Here is a 15,080-nt window from a genome sequence, read left to right as displayed (position 1 = left end):
ATCGCCGCCGTGCCCACCGTCCGCCCGGTCTCGGCCCGCTCCGCGCTGCTCAGCATGCTGCTGGGCGCCCACCCGCCGACGATGAGCGCGCGCGAGCTCGTCGCCACCGTCGGCCTGGTCGGGGTCGCGGAGTCCGCCGCCCGCGCCGCGCTCTCGCGCATGGTGGCCGCGGGCGACCTGCACCGCGCCGACGGCCGCTACACGCTCTCCCCGCGGCTGCTGGCCCGCCAGCGCAGGCAGGACGCCGCCGTCCACCCGGAGACGACCCCGTGGCGGGGGGAGTGGGAGACCGCCGTCATCACCGCGACGGGCCGCGATTCGGCGGACCGCGCCGCCCTGCGCGCCGACCTGGCCGCCCTGCGCCTGGCCGAGCTGCGCGAGGGCGTGTGGCTGCGCCCGGCCAACCTCGCCCGCCCGTGGCCGCAGGGCGTCGCCGCGGCGGCGATGCGCTTGACCGCGCGCCCGGAGCGCGACCCGGCGGAGCTGGCCGCCGCGCTGTGGGACCTGCCCGCCTGGGCCGCCGAAGGGCGAGCGCTGCTGGACGCGATCGCGGCCAGCGCGGACGACCCGGCCATGCGCTTCGCCGCGGTCGCCATGTCCGTGCGCCACCTGCTCACCGACCCGGTCCTGCCCCCCGAGCTGCGACCCGCGGGCTGGCCGGGGGAGGAGCTGCGCGCCCGCTACGCGCAGTACCGCGAGTGGCTCATGTCGATGCGCGCCGCCGTGGGCTGAGGCCGAATCGCGCGCGGGCCGCCTGGGGGACCGGCAGCCTCGTGAAGATCAATCCGTCAATCCCGTTGCGCGCGCCCCGGGGGTAGGCGGTATGATCAGTGCGGTTCCGCGCTCCCGGTGACCCCCAGGCCGGTCGAGCGCGGAACTCTCTTCCCTCTGGCCCCGGTCCCGTGTGGCGGGACGGCGCTGTCCCGCCACACGGCACACCCCCAGTTCGGGCCTGCTCGAACCGTGGATAACTGCCAGTTAATCCACCGCGATCATCGTAGTGGTCCGGGAGGGCGTGTTGTCAACGCACAGTTACCCTGAGACACTGGTTCGGCTGTTTCCGCGACACACCCCTGGGGGATGCCCATGTCGGACGGCGGGCCCACGCCGCTGACGAGCAGGTTGGACCGGCTCTTCAGGATCAGCCGCCCGCACGGCAGGCAGTGGTCCAACGCCGAGGTGGCGGCCGAGATCAAGAAGGCCAACCCGGACCTGCGGGTGAGCGGGGCCTACCTGTCCATGCTGCGCACCGGCAAGCGGACGAGCCCGTCGACGGACCTGCTGCTCGCGCTGGCCCGGTTCTTCGGGGTGAACCCCAGCTACTTCTTCGACGACGAGGACGGCCAGGGCGAGCGGGTGCGCAGGCAGCTGGAGCAGTTGGAGATGCTGCGCGAGCGCGGCGTCGTGGGGATCGCCCAGCGGGCTGTCGGGCTGCCCCAGTCCAACCTCGACCTCATCATCGCCATGCTCGACCAGGCCCGCCGCCAGCAGGGCCTGCCGCCGGTCACCGACGCCGTGCCGGAGTAGCCGGTGGTGGGGCGCAGAGCGGTCCTGCGCAGGCTCCGGCGGCAGTGCCGGGGGCTGCTGGCCGCCCTCCGCCTTCCCGCCCGCGCCGACCTCGCCGGGCTCTGCGCGCACCTGGCCGCGGCCCGCGGCAGGCCGCTGCACGTCGTGCCGGTGGCCATGAACGCCGCGCAGCCGTGCGGGCTCTGGCTGGCCACCCAGGACGCCGACTGGGTCTTCTACGACGCCGACACCAGCCGCGCGCACCAGGAGCACATCATCCTGCACGAGATCGGCCACCTGATCTGCGGCCACAGCGGCGGCGACGACCCGGTGGCCGGGCTCTTCCCCGACATCGACCCCGAACTCGTGCGCGCGATGCTGGCCCGCACCACCTACAGCGACGAGCAGGAGCAGCAGGCCGAGATCATGGCCTACCTGCTGGCCGAGGTGCTGCGCACGCCCTCGGCCGACCCCGGCGACGACGTGGCCTCGCGCATCGCCGACTCGCTCAACCACTCGGCCCACCGCGAGCCGCGATGAACGCGGTGCTGTACCCGGTGTGCGCGGGCATCGCCTGGGTGAGCCTGCTGTTCAAGCTGCTCGGCCGCGGCCGGGGGCCCGGCGCGGTCGCGGTGGCGCTGTTCTACCTGTTCATGGGGCTGACGTTCACCATCAGCGACCCGCGCGTGTGGGGCCTGGTCAGCCGGGTCAGCGGGGTGCCCAACCTCGCGCTGCTGCTGTCGCAGGCCGCGGTCATCGGCGTCGCGGCCAGCCAGCTCGCCGCGCTGACCCACTGGGAGCGCCCGGTCGAGGAGGCCCGGCCGCGGGTGCGCAAGCAGACCTACGCCTTCATCGGCCTCGTCGCCGCGATGGCGGGCCTGTTCGCCTTGGCGGACCTGCACACCGACGACTCGACCACCGCCGTCATCCGGTACGCGGGCAACTGGCGCTACGCCCTCTACCTGATGCTGTACGTCACGGCGTTCGCCGTCGCCCAGTACCTGCTGGTGGTGCGCTGCCTGCGCTACGCCCGCGCGGTCGGCGGCCGGTGGCTGAGCCGGGGCCTGCGGCTGGCCGCGGTCGGCGCGGCAGGCGGGCTGGTCTACGTCGCCGCCCGCTACGCCGACGTGCTCGCCGGGCCGCTGGGCCTGGACCCCGCCGACTGGGAGGTGGTCGCCCGCCTCGGCGCGGGGGTCGGCGGCATCCTCACGCTGATCGGCTTCAGCGTCCCCGGCTGGGGGCCGCAGGTGCGGGCGCTGCGCGGCTGGATGCACGACTACCGCGCCTACCGCGACCTCTACCCGCTGTGGTCGGCGCTGCGCACCGCCAACCCCGACCTCGCCCTCGACCCCTCCGCGGGCCGCACCACCGTGCGCGACCTGGACTTCCGCCTGCACCGGCGGGTCGTGGAGATCCTCGACGGCAGGCGGTGGCTGCGCCCGTACCTCGACCCCGACGCCGTGCAGGCGCCTGCCGGGCTCGCGGGCGAGGACCTGCGCGCCCACGTCGAGGCCGCGGCCATCGCCGCGGCCCTGTCCCGCGCCCACGTCGGCGCCGCGGCCCCGCCGCCCGCCGCCCCGCCGCCCGCCGAGGCGGAGACCGACTGGCTGGTGCGGGTCTCCCGCGCCTTCGCGACGCTGGAGCACAGGTGACCGTGCGGTTCGACGCGGCGTTCCACGCCGACCCCTACCCGACCTACGCCCGCATGCGCGCCGATGGCGGCGTGCACCGGGTGTCCACACCGGACGGCTCGCCCGCCTGGGTCGTGACCCGCTACGCCGACGTCCGCGCCTGCCTGGCCGACCAGCGGCTCTCGCTCAACCGGGCCAACGCGGGCGCAGGCTACCGCGGCTTCGCCCTGCCGCCCGCCCTGGACGCCAACCTGCTCAACCTCGACCCGCCCGACCACACCCGGCTGCGCTCGCTCATCGCCCGCGAGTTCACCCCGGCCCGGGTCGAGGCGCTGGCCCCGGCGATCGCCGCCGCGGCGGCCGAGCTGCTCGACGCCTGCCCGCTGCGCGAGCCGTTCGACCTGATCGCCGCGTTCGCCGCCCCGCTGCCGCTGCGCGTCATCGGCGACCTGCTGGGCGTGCCGCCCGCCGACCGGGCCCGGTTCCGCGAGTGGACGTGCACCCTGCTGGCCCCGGCGCCCGGGCAGCCCGCCACGGCCGCCCGCGACGCCGTGGCGGGCATGCACGGCTACCTCGTCGACCTCATCGCCGCCAAGCGCGCCGACCCGGCCGACGACCTGCTGTCGGCGCTGGTCGCCGCGCGCGACGACGAGGACCGGCTCACCGAGGCCGAGCTGGTCTCGATGGCGTTCCTGACCCTCTGGGCGGGCTACGAGAACCTGGTCAACCTCATCGGCAACGGCATGCGCGCCCTGCTCACCCACGACCAGCCCGTCGGCGACCTGCCCACGGCGGTGGCCGAGCTGACCCGCTACGACCAGCCGCTGCAGTTCGCCATCCGCCGCTTTCCCGTGCAGGACGTGGAGATCGGCGGCGTCGAGATCCCGGCGGGGGAGACCGTGCTGCTCGGCATCGCGTCGGCCAACCACGACGAGACCGTGTTCGCCGAGCCGGAGGCGCTGCGGCTGGACCGCGACCCCAACCCGCACCTGAGCTACGGCCACGGCGTGCACCGCAGCTTCGGCTCCCGGCTCAGCCAGGTCGAGGCCGAGATCGCGGTGGCCGAGCTGCTCGGGCGCGGGTGCGCCCTCGCGGTCCCGGCCGCCGACCTGCGCTGGCAGCCGTCGTTCCGCAACCGCGGCTTGGTCGCCCTGCCGGTCACGCTCGGCTGAGCTGGCCCTTCGTCCGCCGCCATGCGACGACCAGGAACGCGATCAGGCCGATCAGCGGGATCACGCTGATCGCCCAGCTCAGCCCCATCGGCGGGCCGGGCTGCTCCAGCACCGGCACGGCCAGCTCGCCGATGCCCTCGCCCTGCGGGCCCGCGACGGCGAACCGCAGCGTCCACGTGCCCTCGCCGGTCAGGGCGAACACGTCCAGCCCCCACACGTCGCGGGCGCGCGGGTGCCGGGCCAGCGGCTGCGGGCCGCGCTCGCGGCCCTCGGGGGTGATCAGGGTCAGCTCGCCTGCCTTGTCGGCGATGCCGCTGTCGGGGACGAAGCTGAAGTCCAGCGACTGCATCGACCGCAGCGGCCACACGCTGAACCCGACCGCCAGCCGGTACGGCCCGGCCTGCACCTGTTCGGTGTGGACGGTCTCGACGGGCGGGTAGGCCAGCGCCGTCCCGGACCCGACGAGCAGCCCGCACACGGCGAGCAGGGCCACCAACGCCTTACGCATCACGCACTCCCGAGGTCAGCCGGAGCATCGCGCCGAAGCGCGCGCCCAGGTATCCGGCGAGCAGGCCGAGCAGCGCGCCCGCCACGCAGGTCATGATCATCCGAGTGGGGTTGGGCGCCGGGGCGTCGAAGATCCACATCCGCTGCAGCGGCGCGCACGCGGTGATGACCAGGCCGCCGAGCCCGCCCGCCAGCACCGGGGCGCGGCGGCCGACGGCCAGCAGCGCCGCCACGGCCACCAGGCAGAACGGCACCAGCGCCGGGGTCACCGGGATGCCGTCGCTGTAGTCGCGCACCGCCAGCCCCACCGCGTCGGCGTAGGCGCGGGCGGCCCACGGCGCGAACCACCAGAACACCAGCTGCAGGGCCAGCACGAGGCCCGCCGCCGCCAGCACGCCGAGCCTGCCCATGAAGCCCGCCGCGACGGCGAGCAGCAGCACCGCGAGGAACGCCGTGCCGACGTCGGTCGTGCGCACCGGGCCGGGGATCTGGCTCAGGCCCAGGACGGTGATCGTGCTGGAGGTCAGCAGCACCGCCACGGCCCCCAGCGCGGCCGCGGTCAGCCAGCGGTTGGCCCGGCCCGCGGCGCAGACGATGATCACGCCGATCGTGGTGATCGTGTCGGCGAGCAGCAGGCCGATGTGGGGCGGCGAGTCGATCACCGCGTCGAAGCCGTAGATGGTGTGCCACCACAGGTCCCACAGCCCGTAGAGCAGGAACAGCGCGGCCCCGGTCCCGGCCACGACGTAGCCGACCGGCGCGGTGAAGATCCCGCCGAAGATCCGGACCGGCCGACCGCCGACGGCCGGGTCGACGGCCCGGCCCGCGCGCTGGGCCGCGGTGGTGGCCAGCACGACGGCGAGGCTGGTGAACCCCGAGATCGCCGCCCCGGCGTAGAGCAGCAGGTGCGGCACGGTGAAGAAGGTGTCCGGCCCGACGTCCTGGTGCCACTGGATGTCCCAGGTGGCCCCGACCAGCGACAGCAGGGTCGCGCCCAGCAGGACGGCCGCGGGCAGCGCGCCCCGTGCGGTGTCCGCCCGCGTTGCGGTGGGTTGCATGGCAGTCCTCTATCCGTTGACGAGCAAGGGGAAGTCGACGTCCGCGGTCCCGTCCGGGCCGCGCAGGGTGACGGTGATGACCCATTGGCCGCCCATGTTCAGCGCCAGCTCGGCCCGTCGCAGGCCCGGGCCGTCCGGCCGGGCGGGCACGGGGGCGCTGATGTGGCCCATCTGCGGCATGACCGGCTCCAGGGTCACCTCGTCGAGCTCGGCGGGCCGCCCGCCCGCGTCGGTGATGGCCAGCCGGACCTCGTTCGCGCCGATCCGCGGCTCGGCGATGGTCAGCTCCACGACGTGCTCGCCCGCCTGGGCGCGCAGCACGGTCGGCCCGCCGCCGGTCGGCCAGACCAGCCAGCCCAGCAGGACCGCGGCGACCAGCCCCGCGAGCACGGCGACGGCCTTCATCGCACGACCACCTCCACCGGCGCGGTCAGCACCGCGTAGCCGCGCTCGGCCTGCACCCACAGCCGGTACCGGCCGGGCAGCGGGAACCGGTAGGCGAAGGACACCTCCGGGCCGAAGGCGGCCACGGTCTCGTCCGGCTTGCCGAGGGCGGGCGGGAGCATCGCGTGCACGTGCGCCCAGACCGGGGCCTCGGCGGCCGACGACCCGAGCGGGCCGACGACGATCAGGTGGCCCGCCATGCCCAGCCACGGCTGGAGGTCGGCGCGGTCGCCGAAGCGGGCGGTGATCGCGGTGGCGGCCTCGGTGGTCAGCCCGGTGGCGGCCACGGTCACCCGGGTGCCGCCGACCTCGCGCGTCCCGGGGCCGGGTGCGGTGCCGTAGTCGGTTCCCCGGCCGCCGACGGTGAACGCCTTCCGCAGCAGTTGGACCCCGCCGCCGCGGCGGGACAGCTCCGCGGCGAGGGCGTACTCGCCCGCGTCGGGCGGGGTGAACCGGGCCTCGTAGGCGCCGGGCCCGAGCCGGATCGGGTGCAGGTGCCACAGCCTGCCGGTCGGGCCGACCACGACCAGGTGGATCAGCGCGTTGTCGCGGACCAGCAGGTCGTCCACCGGGCGGCCGCTGCCGGTGTCGGTCAGGTCCAGCCGCAGGTCCAGCGGCCGCCCGACCGCGCCGTCCGCGGTGAGCACGAGGTTCGCCGGTGGCCGGGAGTAGTCCACTGTGGAGAGCCGTGGCGCGGGGGCGCCGTCGGTGGGATCGGTCAGCAGGCCCGGCGGCACCGGCGGCGGCAGGCTCGCCGAGAGCACCGCGGCCGTCACCCCGACCGCGAGCGCGGCCACCACCGCCCCGGCGGGCAGCAGCGCCACCCACCCGCGCCGCGCCCGCACGGCGGCGAAGACCGCGATCAGCAGGAGCGCGCCCGCGGCGACGAACCCGCCGTAGGCGGCCTTCTCCCAGGCCGAGACGATCCGCTCGGGCACGATGAACGGGATGCGGGCGACCCGCTCGCCGTCGTCGAGCGCCAGCTCCCACGGCCCGGGCCGGTCCACCCGCAGCGTCGCCGAGTGCGGCCCGGGGCGGTCGGTCAAGGCGAGCGCGGCTTCGCTCGGCGCGCTGGTCGCGTCCGAAGTGGTCGCCCCCGTCGCCGCCGCGCGCAGCCGCAGCGTCCCCGGCGCGGTGCCCGCGTGCGTCACGACATCCACCCGCAGCGGCCCGGGAACCGGCTCGACGCCGCGGATCACCACCGTCAGCTCGCGCTCGCCCAACGTCTGCGCGACGTGCAGGTCGGCCGCCCCGGGCGGGCCGTCGGCCAGCGCGGTGCCCGCGCCCGCCACCCCGGCGAGGAGCACGGCCAGCCCGACGAACGCCCTGCGAACCCCCATGCGCCCACGGTAGTGATCACCGCCGCGGGCGGCGTCCGGACCGAGGGGGATCGGGCATCCCCAATGCGGGGGACACCGCCCCTACGGGGGGTCGACCAGCCCGTTGCGGTGGGCGTAGGCGACCGCGTGCACCCGGTCGCGCAGGCCCAGCTTGGCCAGCACGCGCGACACGTGCGTCTTCACCGTCTCCTCGCCCACGTGCAGCGCGGCGGCGATCTCGGCGTTGCTGCGCGCCTCGGCGATGTGCAGCAGGACCTCGCGTTCCCGCGCGGTCAGCCGGGCCAGCTCCGGCGGGGTGCGCGGCGGCCGGACGCTCCTGGTGAACCGGCTGATCAGCCTGCGGGTCACCGCGGGGTCGATGAGCGCGTCGCCGCGCGCGGCGACCCGGATGGCCGCGACCAGCTCCTCAGGCGGCGTCCCCTTGAGCAGGAAGCCGCTCGCGCCCGCGTGCAGGGCGGCGTAGACGTAGTCGTCGAGGTCGTAGGTGGTCAGCACGAGCACGCGCGTGCCCGCGCCTGCGGCCAGGATCGCCTCGGTGGCGGCGATGCCGTCGAGCCGGGGCATGCGCACGTCCAGCAGGGCCACGTCCGGGCGCAGCCGCGCCACCGCGGCCACCGCGGCGTCGCCGTCGCCGACCTCGGCCACGCAGTCGAGGTCGTCCTGGGTGTCGATGACGGCCCGCACGCCGGAGCGGAACATGGCGTGGTCGTCGGCCAGCAGCACGCGCACGGTCACGGATGCTCCAAGGGGATGCTGACCGCGGTCCGCCAGCGGCCGCGGTCGGGGCCGTAGGACACCTCGCCGCCGAAGACGGCCACGCGCTCGCGGATGCCCTTGAGGCCCAGCCGGGACGCGGTCCGCTCCGCGCCGGGCCCGAGGTCGTTGACCACGGCCAACCCCACGCCGTCGGCCCGGTAGGCCACCTCGACCTCCACCGGCCCGCCGCCGTGCCGCAGCGCGTTGGTCAGCGCCTCCTGCACGATCCGGTACAGCGCCACGTCGACCGACCCGGGCACCGCGACGGGCGCCCCGCGCACGGTCAGCCGCACCGGCATTCCTGCCGCGCGCACGCCGTCGACCAGCTCGTCGACGGTGGCCAGGCCGGGCTGGTTGCGGGCGCCGGGGTCGTTGCCGTGCAGCAGGTCCAGCATCCGCCGCAGGTCGGCCATCGCCGAGCGGCTCGCCGACTCCACCTCCGCCAGCGACCGGCGCAGCGGGCCGTCCTCGGCCACGCCGAGCCGGGCCGCGCCCGCGTGCATGCTGATCGCGCTGACGTGGTGGGAGATCGTGTCGTGCAGGTCGCGGGCGATGGCGCTGCGCTCCTCGGCCACCGCGCGCTGCACCGCCACCCGCTCGTCGCGCCTGCGCAGCTCGGCTTCAGCTTCCAGGTCGGCGAGGTAGGCCCGGCGCGCGGTGGTGTGCCTGCCGACCAGCCAGGGCAGCACGGTGTTCGGGACGATGCCCGCGAACACCACGACCGCCCAGTCCCCGCCGTAGCGGCCCGCGAGCAGCACGCTGGCCACGAACGCGCCGATTATCGCGGCCAGCACCAGCGCGGCGGGCAGGCGGCGCAGCCACGCGCCCGCCTGGAACCCCGCGACCAGCAGGCCGGAGTTGTTGGGCACGCGCAGCCCGTCGAAGTCGGCGAGCAGCAGGCAGGCCACGACCAGCAGGGCGCCGTGGGCCAGTGCGACCACCCCGGCGAAGCGGGCGGGGGCGGCCAGGGCGGCGTCGGCCAGCAGCAGCCAGCCCAGCAGCAGCCCCAGCGGCCAGCCCGGCGGCGGGCCGACCACGCAGAACAGGCAGGCGTCGGTGACCGTGCAGACCCCGGCCACCACCAGCGACTGCCGGGTGAGGGAGCGCTTGACGTCCACGTCAGCGGCGGTCGAGGAAGGCCAGCGCGGCGGCGTACTTGGCGGTGAGCCGGGCCCGCGTCGCCGGGTCGAGGGCGGCCATCCGGGCCGGGGTGGTGTTGTCGGCGATGTCGGCCCGCTTGACCGCGGCGGCCAGCGGGTTCGCCGCGACGCGGGCCAGGTAGGCGTCCTGGGGCTCGCCGTCGGCCTTGCTCAGCGCGACGACGGCCGCGACCACCGCGTCGGGGCAGCCCGCCGCGCGCAGGTCGTCCGCGGTCACCGGGGTGTCCTCGATGACGTCGTGCAGCACCCCCGCCATCCGCTCGTGCTCGCCCGCCAGCGCGGCCATCACCCGCAGCGGATGCCCGATGTAGGGCTGCCCCGACTTGTCGACCTGCCCGTGGTGCGCGTCCCGCGCGATCCGGACCGCGTCCGCCTCGGTGAACATGCCTGGAAAGTAGCGCGGTCCGGCGTGGCGCAGCTACGGACCGCTTCAGATGGACAGCACCAGCGCGAAGGCCAACGCGAGGACGAGCAGGACGAGCGCGGCCACGCTCTGGCGCAGCCTGCGCACGCGCGTGCGCGCCAGGTCGGTGCGCTCCGCCTCGGCCGCGATCCCGGCGTCGACGAAGGCGCGCTCGCGCGCCGAGAGCCGGTCGCGCAGCTCCCGCGCCTGTTCCAGGTGCACACCGCGGTAAAGCGAGTCGACGTCGCGTCCGTGCGCCTCCCACGCCTCGGTCGCGCTGGTGAGCCTGCGGTGCGCGATGAGCGCGGCGCGGTCCTCGGTCAGCCAGTCGCGCAGCCGCGGCCACGACCCGATCAGCGCCTCGTGCGCCAGCTCCACGGTGTCGCGGTCGAGGGTGACCAGGCGCGCGGCGGCCAGCCGGTCCAGCAGCGCGGCGTGGCCGCCGAACTCGTGGCGGGGCACCCGGCGGCGGGTGTCCTCGGTGTGCTCCCCGACGGCGATCAGCCGCTGGAACAGCAGGCGGGCGGCCTGGCGGGCCTCGGGGAGCAGGTCGGTGTAGACCGCCTCGGCGGTCTGGGCGATCGCGTGCCGCACCCCGCCCGCCGCCTCGTAGGCGGCCAGCGTCAGGTCCGCGCCGGTGCGCCGGGCCCAGGTCTCGGCCAGCGCGTGCGAGACCAGCGGCAGCGCGGCCTGCCTGCCCGCCACGTCCGCGATCAGCCGGGCCACCAGCGCGGGCTCGACGGCGGCGCCCACCCGGGCGGCGGGCTCGGTGATCGCCCGGTGCAGCTCCTCCGTCGACATCGGACCGATGAGCACGTGCCCGCCCTGCAGCGCCGCGACCAGCGCCGGATCGCGGGCGCAGTGGCCGTAGAAGTCCGCGCGGACGCCGATCACCACGCGCAGCCTGCTGGTCGGCTCCGCGGTCGCGGCCGTCAGCGCGGTGATCAGCCACTCGCGCTCCCGCGGCGAGCTGACGGTGAACACCTCCTCGAACTGGTCCACCACCATCAGCAGGTCGCGCTGGGGCGCGGCCTGCCGCACCAGCAGGTGCAGGTTCCGCGGGTCGGCGAGGTCGGCCTTGACCGCGGCGGCGGTCTTCCCGAGCAGCCCGGCCAGCCGCAGCGCGCACTCCTCGACCGGGCGCGGACCGGGGGTGAGCACCAGCACCGGCCCGGGGGCCGCGGCGGCCAGACCGGCGCGCAGCACCGACGACTTGCCCGACCCCGAGGCGCCGAAGACGCCCGAGAATCGCCGTTCGCCGGTCATTTCCAGCAGGTTCGCCGTGGTCTGCTCCCGGCCGAAGAATATATCCGAGTCCGCCATTTGATACGTGCGCAGACCGACATATGGAGCACGACGCCTCCGGGGTTCCGCGGCCGACTCGGCGGCGATTTCCTGCCACCGCGCCCGCCATTGCCCGACATCGCCGTCGCACGCCCCGACGTAGGCCAGGGTCACCGCGAGGCTGGGCAGGCGCCTGCCCGCAGCCGCCTCCGACAGCGCCGCGGCCGAGTAGTTGGCCCGCTTGCCCAGCTCGCGGTAGGTGGGTGTGCCCGCCTTCCCCCGGAGCCTGCGCAAATCACCGGCGAACCGGAGCAATGAGGTTTCCTCGGATTCCAGCGGGCGTTCCCGTCGCGGCACGTCGACCCCCTTTCGACGCCACCCATTGTTCACGGATGGTTGTTCACCGTCCATCGACGCCCGCTGAACAACCCGAACGCCCCTAGCGTTCGCGGTCGCCGGTCTGAATTCACAGGAGGAGAACTTGCCAACACCGAGGAGAACCCTTCCGGTCGCAGCAGCGCTGGTCCTGGCGCTGACCGCGACCACCCCGGCCGCCGCGGAACCACCCCGCCCGGCCCCGGCCGGGGCGGAGCCCGCGCAGTCGGCCACCCTCGTCACCGGGGACCGCGTGCTGCTGCGCGGCAGCACCCCGGTCGTCCTGCCCGCCCCGGGCCGCGAGGGGATCGGCTTCGCCATCCGCAAGGTCGGCGACCGGGTGCACGTCACCCCCGCCGACGCGCTGCGCCCGCTGGCCGAAGGCAGGCTCGACCGCAGGCTGTTCGACGTCACCGGGCTCATCGCCGCCGGGTACGGCGACCGGCTGCCGCTGATCACGACCGACCCGGTGCCCGGCGCGGTCACCACGCAGGAGCTGGGCGGGCTGGGCCTGCACGCCGCCTCGGCGTCGGCGCAGCAGCTCGGCGAGCTGTGGCGGGGGGTCGCGCAGGGCGACGGGAAGGTCTGGCTCGACGGCGTGCGCCGGGCGTCGCTGGACCGCAGCACCGCCCAGATCGGCGCGCCGCAGGCGTGGGCGGCCGGGCTGACCGGCGCGGGCGTCACCGTGGCCGTGCTCGACACCGGCGTCGACGAGGCGCACCCCGACCTGGCGGGCAAGCAGGCGGGCCAGCGCAACTTCAGCGACGAGCCCGACCCCGCCGACGGGAACGGGCACGGCACGCACGTCGCCTCCACCATCGCGGGCGGCGGGGCCAAGTACCGCGGTGTCGCCCCCGACGCGCGCATCCTCGACGGGAAGGTGCTCGACAACGGCGGCTCCGGGCAGGAGTCCTGGATCCTCGCGGGCATGGAGTGGGCCGCCGAGCAGGGCGCCGACATCGTCAACCTGAGCCTGGGCGGCGGCGACACCCCGGAGGTCGACCCGCTGGAGGAGGCCGTCGGCAGGCTCTCCGCCGAGCACGGCACGCTGTTCGTCATCGCCGCGGGCAACTCCGGCCCGGCCCCGGGCTCGGTCGCCTCGCCGGGCAGCGCCGACGCCGCCCTCACCGTGGGCGCGGTCGACCGCGACGACAGCATCGCCCCGTTCTCCTCGCGCGGGTCGCTGGCAGGCACCGCCACGATCAAGCCCGACATCACCGCGCCGGGCGTGGGGATCGTCGCCGCCCGCGCCGGGACGACCGGCCACGTCGCCGCCTCCGGCACCTCGATGGCCTCTCCGCACGTCGCAGGCGCGGCGGCGCTGCTGGCCCAGAAGCACCCGGACTGGCCGGGATCGCGGCTGAAGTCGGTGCTCATGGCCTCGGCCCGCCCGACCGCGGGGGCCACCGCGTTCGACCAGGGCGCGGGCCGGGTGGACGTGCCCGCCTCGCTGGAGCAGGTGCTGCACACCGATCCGCCGTCACTGGGCATGGGCAGCCAGCCCTGGCCGCACGACGACGCCGAACCGGTCACCAAGCAGCTGACCTACCGCAACTCGGGCGCCGCGGACGTGACCACGGACCTGGCGGTGGAGCCGGGGGCGCCCGCGGGGATGTTCACCGTGAGCCCCAGCCGGATCACCGTCCCCGCGGGCGGCACGGCGACGGTGGCGGTCACCGCCGACCCCCGCGTCACCGACCAGGACGGCGCGTTCTCCTCAGCGATCCTCGCGGGCTCGCTGCGGACGCCGGTGGCGATCGAGCGCGAGACCGAGCGCTACGACGTCACCATCAAGGTGCGCGGCGACGCGGGCGGCCTGCCGTTCGACCTGCTGATGATCGCCAAGGACCCCTTCAACCCGCAGTTCTACGGCGACGACAACGGCGAGCTGACCGTGCGCGTGCCCAAGGGCGAGTACGCCGTAGAGGTGTTCACCCAGGACGGGGACCGCCTGTACGAGTTCGCGCACCCGGTGTTCACCGTGACCGGCCCGGGCGAGGTCGTGTACGACACCAGCCAGACCAAGCCGGTCGCCTTCGCCCCGCCCCGCGAGGCGACCCCGCACGGGGAGGTCGTCGCCTACGCCGTGCAGCTCACCGCAGACAGCGGCTTCGGCAGCATCGTCATGGGTGACGACGTGTTCACCGCGCACGTGGGGCCCGCGCTGCCCCCCGAGCAGCTGGAGGCCACCGTCGCCGCGTCGTGGTCCGGGGGCGGGTCGGACTACTACCTGGCCCACCGCCAGCACGGGCGCGCCTTCACCGGCTACGAGCGGCGGGTGCCCCAGTCGGAGCTGGCGACCACCCGGACGCAGGTCGACAGCGTGCAAGCAGGCCAGTGGGGCGAACGCGGCGCGATCTTCCTGGAGCCCGACAGCTTCTTCGGCGTCGGCCTGCCTGGCGACCGCCGCCCCCTCCCGCTGCGCAACACCGACTACCGCACCGCGGGCACCTGGATCGACAGCGTGTTCATCTACCCGTCGAAGACCGACGAGACGATCGACACCGATCTCTACTCCCCGGCGCGCAGGCGGGAAGCGGGCCGCGACTACCGGCTCCGGATGAACAACCCGATCTACGCCCCCGCCCTCGCCGACGACGGCGCGGTGTACCGCTTCGGCGACATCCTCTACGCCTCCATCCCCCTGTTCGGCGACAGCTCGGGCAACGCGGGCTACTCCGCATCCGAGGAAGGCCAAACCCACCTGTACCGCAACGACGAGCTGATCGCCGAATCCCCCATCCCCGGCTACATCGACGCCACCGTCCCCTCCGACCCGGCCACCTACCGCCTGACGACCACCGCAACCCGCGAACACCGCACTAGCACCCGCATCGATGCCTCGTGGACGTTCCGCTCAGAGGAGGCCCCCCTCGTCGAGATTCCTATCTCGACAGTGCGAACGGGCGCCTACCTGAGCCCCGAGGGCACAGCCAAGGCAGGCACCCCCTTCCTGATCCCAGTCGCACTGGAGGGCATCGACGGAAACCTGTCCACACCTCGATCGCTCTCGGTAGACGTGTCATATGACGACGGCCAAACCTGGAAGCCCGCCGCGGTAGTAGCCAACTCCCTGGCATTCCTCCACCACCCGCCCCAACCCACCCCGGTCTCCTTGCGAATAAAGGCAACAGACCGAACCGGCACCGTGGCAGAACTAACAATCATCCGCGCCTACCACCTCAAGCGCTAACCAACGGCAGGGGGCGGCGCATCCACCACACCGCCGCCCCCTGCCCAACCAAGACCGACAGACCACACACACACACACACCACCGACCGATGTGCAGCAACGCAACCACCAAACCAAGGCACCCCGCCCCACCCAACAGTCCGATGGGGTGGACTCGCATTCGCGGGGAGCGAAACGCCGCTAAACTTGCGAGGGCGTGAACGGGCTCCGCCCGCCTTCACCGCCTTCACGCCCAAGCGGCGTTTCGCTTA

The 15,080-nt window shown here is 74.9% G+C and carries 14 protein-coding genes; 6 read left to right on the top strand and 8 right to left on the bottom strand.

Annotated elements, in window-relative coordinates:
- Positions 1–9: 9 nt before the first annotated feature.
- The 5 genes from ACWEPX_RS22905 to ACWEPX_RS22885 all read left to right on the top strand — a co-directional run bounded on the left by ACWEPX_RS22905 (position 10) and on the right by ACWEPX_RS22885 (position 4,309).
- Positions 10–732: a PaaX family transcriptional regulator C-terminal domain-containing protein gene (locus tag ACWEPX_RS22905; protein WP_451899260.1), complete on the top strand. Its 723-nt coding sequence runs from the start codon at positions 10–12 to the stop codon at positions 730–732.
- Between the two features lie 348 nt (positions 733–1,080).
- The gene (locus ACWEPX_RS22900; RefSeq protein ID WP_451899259.1) at positions 1,081–1,527 is read left to right on the top strand and encodes a helix-turn-helix domain-containing protein; all 447 of its coding nucleotides are present in this window, start codon (positions 1,081–1,083) and stop codon (positions 1,525–1,527) included.
- A 3-nt stretch (positions 1,528–1,530) separates the two neighbouring features.
- Positions 1,531–2,046: a hypothetical protein gene (locus ACWEPX_RS22895; RefSeq protein ID WP_451899258.1), complete on the top strand. Its 516-nt coding sequence runs from the start codon at positions 1,531–1,533 to the stop codon at positions 2,044–2,046.
- Positions 2,043–3,158: an MAB_1171c family putative transporter gene (locus ACWEPX_RS22890; protein ID WP_451899257.1), complete on the top strand. Its 1,116-nt coding sequence runs from the start codon at positions 2,043–2,045 to the stop codon at positions 3,156–3,158. The genes ACWEPX_RS22895 and ACWEPX_RS22890 overlap by 4 nt, the downstream gene beginning before the upstream one ends.
- On the top strand, positions 3,155–4,309 hold the full coding sequence (locus tag ACWEPX_RS22885; protein WP_451899256.1) for a cytochrome P450 family protein: 1,155 nt from the start codon (positions 3,155–3,157) through the stop codon (positions 4,307–4,309). Before ACWEPX_RS22890 ends, ACWEPX_RS22885 begins: the two co-directional genes overlap by 4 nt.
- On the opposite strand, the gene ACWEPX_RS22880 is transcribed toward ACWEPX_RS22885, so the two are convergent.
- The 8 genes from ACWEPX_RS22880 to ACWEPX_RS22845 all read right to left on the bottom strand — a co-directional run bounded on the left by ACWEPX_RS22880 (position 4,296) and on the right by ACWEPX_RS22845 (position 11,618).
- The gene (locus tag ACWEPX_RS22880; protein ID WP_451899255.1) at positions 4,296–4,817 is read right to left on the bottom strand and encodes a hypothetical protein; all 522 of its coding nucleotides are present in this window, start codon (positions 4,815–4,817) and stop codon (positions 4,296–4,298) included. The two genes, ACWEPX_RS22885 and ACWEPX_RS22880, sit on opposite strands and share 14 nt — an antisense overlap.
- Positions 4,810–5,874 carry a hypothetical protein gene (locus ACWEPX_RS22875; protein ID WP_451899254.1) on the bottom strand — a complete coding sequence of 355 codons (1,065 nt, stop codon included), beginning with the start codon at positions 5,872–5,874 and terminating at the stop codon, positions 4,810–4,812. Before ACWEPX_RS22875 ends, ACWEPX_RS22880 begins: the two co-directional genes overlap by 8 nt.
- Before the next feature lie 9 nt (positions 5,875–5,883).
- The gene (locus ACWEPX_RS22870) at positions 5,884–6,279 is read right to left on the bottom strand and encodes a FixH family protein (protein ID WP_451899253.1); all 396 of its coding nucleotides are present in this window, start codon (positions 6,277–6,279) and stop codon (positions 5,884–5,886) included.
- Positions 6,276–7,658 (bottom strand): hypothetical protein, encoded by a 1,383-nt coding sequence (locus ACWEPX_RS22865; protein WP_451899252.1) that lies wholly within the window; start codon positions 7,656–7,658, stop codon positions 6,276–6,278. Before ACWEPX_RS22865 ends, ACWEPX_RS22870 begins: the two co-directional genes overlap by 4 nt.
- A gap of 81 nt (positions 7,659–7,739) precedes the next feature.
- A complete protein-coding gene (locus ACWEPX_RS22860) occupies positions 7,740–8,393 on the bottom strand; it encodes a response regulator (protein WP_451899251.1) in 654 nt (217 codons plus the stop codon).
- A complete protein-coding gene (locus tag ACWEPX_RS22855; protein ID WP_451899250.1) occupies positions 8,390–9,532 on the bottom strand; it encodes a sensor histidine kinase in 1,143 nt (380 codons plus the stop codon). Before ACWEPX_RS22855 ends, ACWEPX_RS22860 begins: the two co-directional genes overlap by 4 nt.
- A 1-nt stretch (position 9,533) precedes the next feature.
- Positions 9,534–9,959, bottom strand: coding sequence for an HD domain-containing protein (locus tag ACWEPX_RS22850; protein WP_451899249.1), 426 nt, complete (start codon positions 9,957–9,959; stop codon positions 9,534–9,536).
- Positions 9,960–10,004: 45 nt separating this feature from the next.
- Entirely contained in the window at positions 10,005–11,618 is a 1,614-nt protein-coding gene (locus tag ACWEPX_RS22845; protein WP_451899248.1) for an nSTAND1 domain-containing NTPase, read from the bottom strand.
- 124 nt (positions 11,619–11,742) lie between these two features.
- On the opposite strand from ACWEPX_RS22845, the gene ACWEPX_RS22840 reads away from it, so the two are divergent.
- Complete coding sequence (locus tag ACWEPX_RS22840; RefSeq protein ID WP_451899247.1) at positions 11,743–14,829, top strand: S8 family serine peptidase; 3,087 nt, start codon at positions 11,743–11,745, stop codon at positions 14,827–14,829.
- Positions 14,830–15,080: the final 251 nt, after the last annotated feature.

The sequence above is a fragment of the Actinokineospora sp. NPDC004072 genome, from assembly GCF_053604195.1.
The sequence above is the reverse complement of the archived record's forward strand: the minus strand, read 5'-3'. Positions and strand labels throughout refer to the sequence as shown.

Bases quoted from the DNA above. Each gene is read 5' to 3' on its own strand.
- ACWEPX_RS22900 (WP_451899259.1), top strand. From the start codon at position 1,081: ATGCCCATGTCGGACGGCGGGCCCACGCCGCTGACGAGCAGGTTGGAC.
- ACWEPX_RS22890 (WP_451899257.1), top strand. From the start codon at position 2,043: ATGAACGCGGTGCTGTACCCGGTGTGCGCGGGCATCGCCTGGGTGAGC.
- ACWEPX_RS22880 (WP_451899255.1), bottom strand. From the start codon at position 4,817: ATGCGTAAGGCGTTGGTGGCCCTGCTCGCCGTGTGCGGGCTGCTCGTC.
- ACWEPX_RS22875 (WP_451899254.1), bottom strand. From the start codon at position 5,874: ATGCAACCCACCGCAACGCGGGCGGACACCGCACGGGGCGCGCTGCCC.
- ACWEPX_RS22870 (WP_451899253.1), bottom strand. From the start codon at position 6,279: ATGAAGGCCGTCGCCGTGCTCGCGGGGCTGGTCGCCGCGGTCCTGCTG.
- ACWEPX_RS22865 (WP_451899252.1), bottom strand. From the start codon at position 7,658: ATGGGGGTTCGCAGGGCGTTCGTCGGGCTGGCCGTGCTCCTCGCCGGG.
- ACWEPX_RS22850 (WP_451899249.1), bottom strand. From the start codon at position 9,959: ATGTTCACCGAGGCGGACGCGGTCCGGATCGCGCGGGACGCGCACCAC.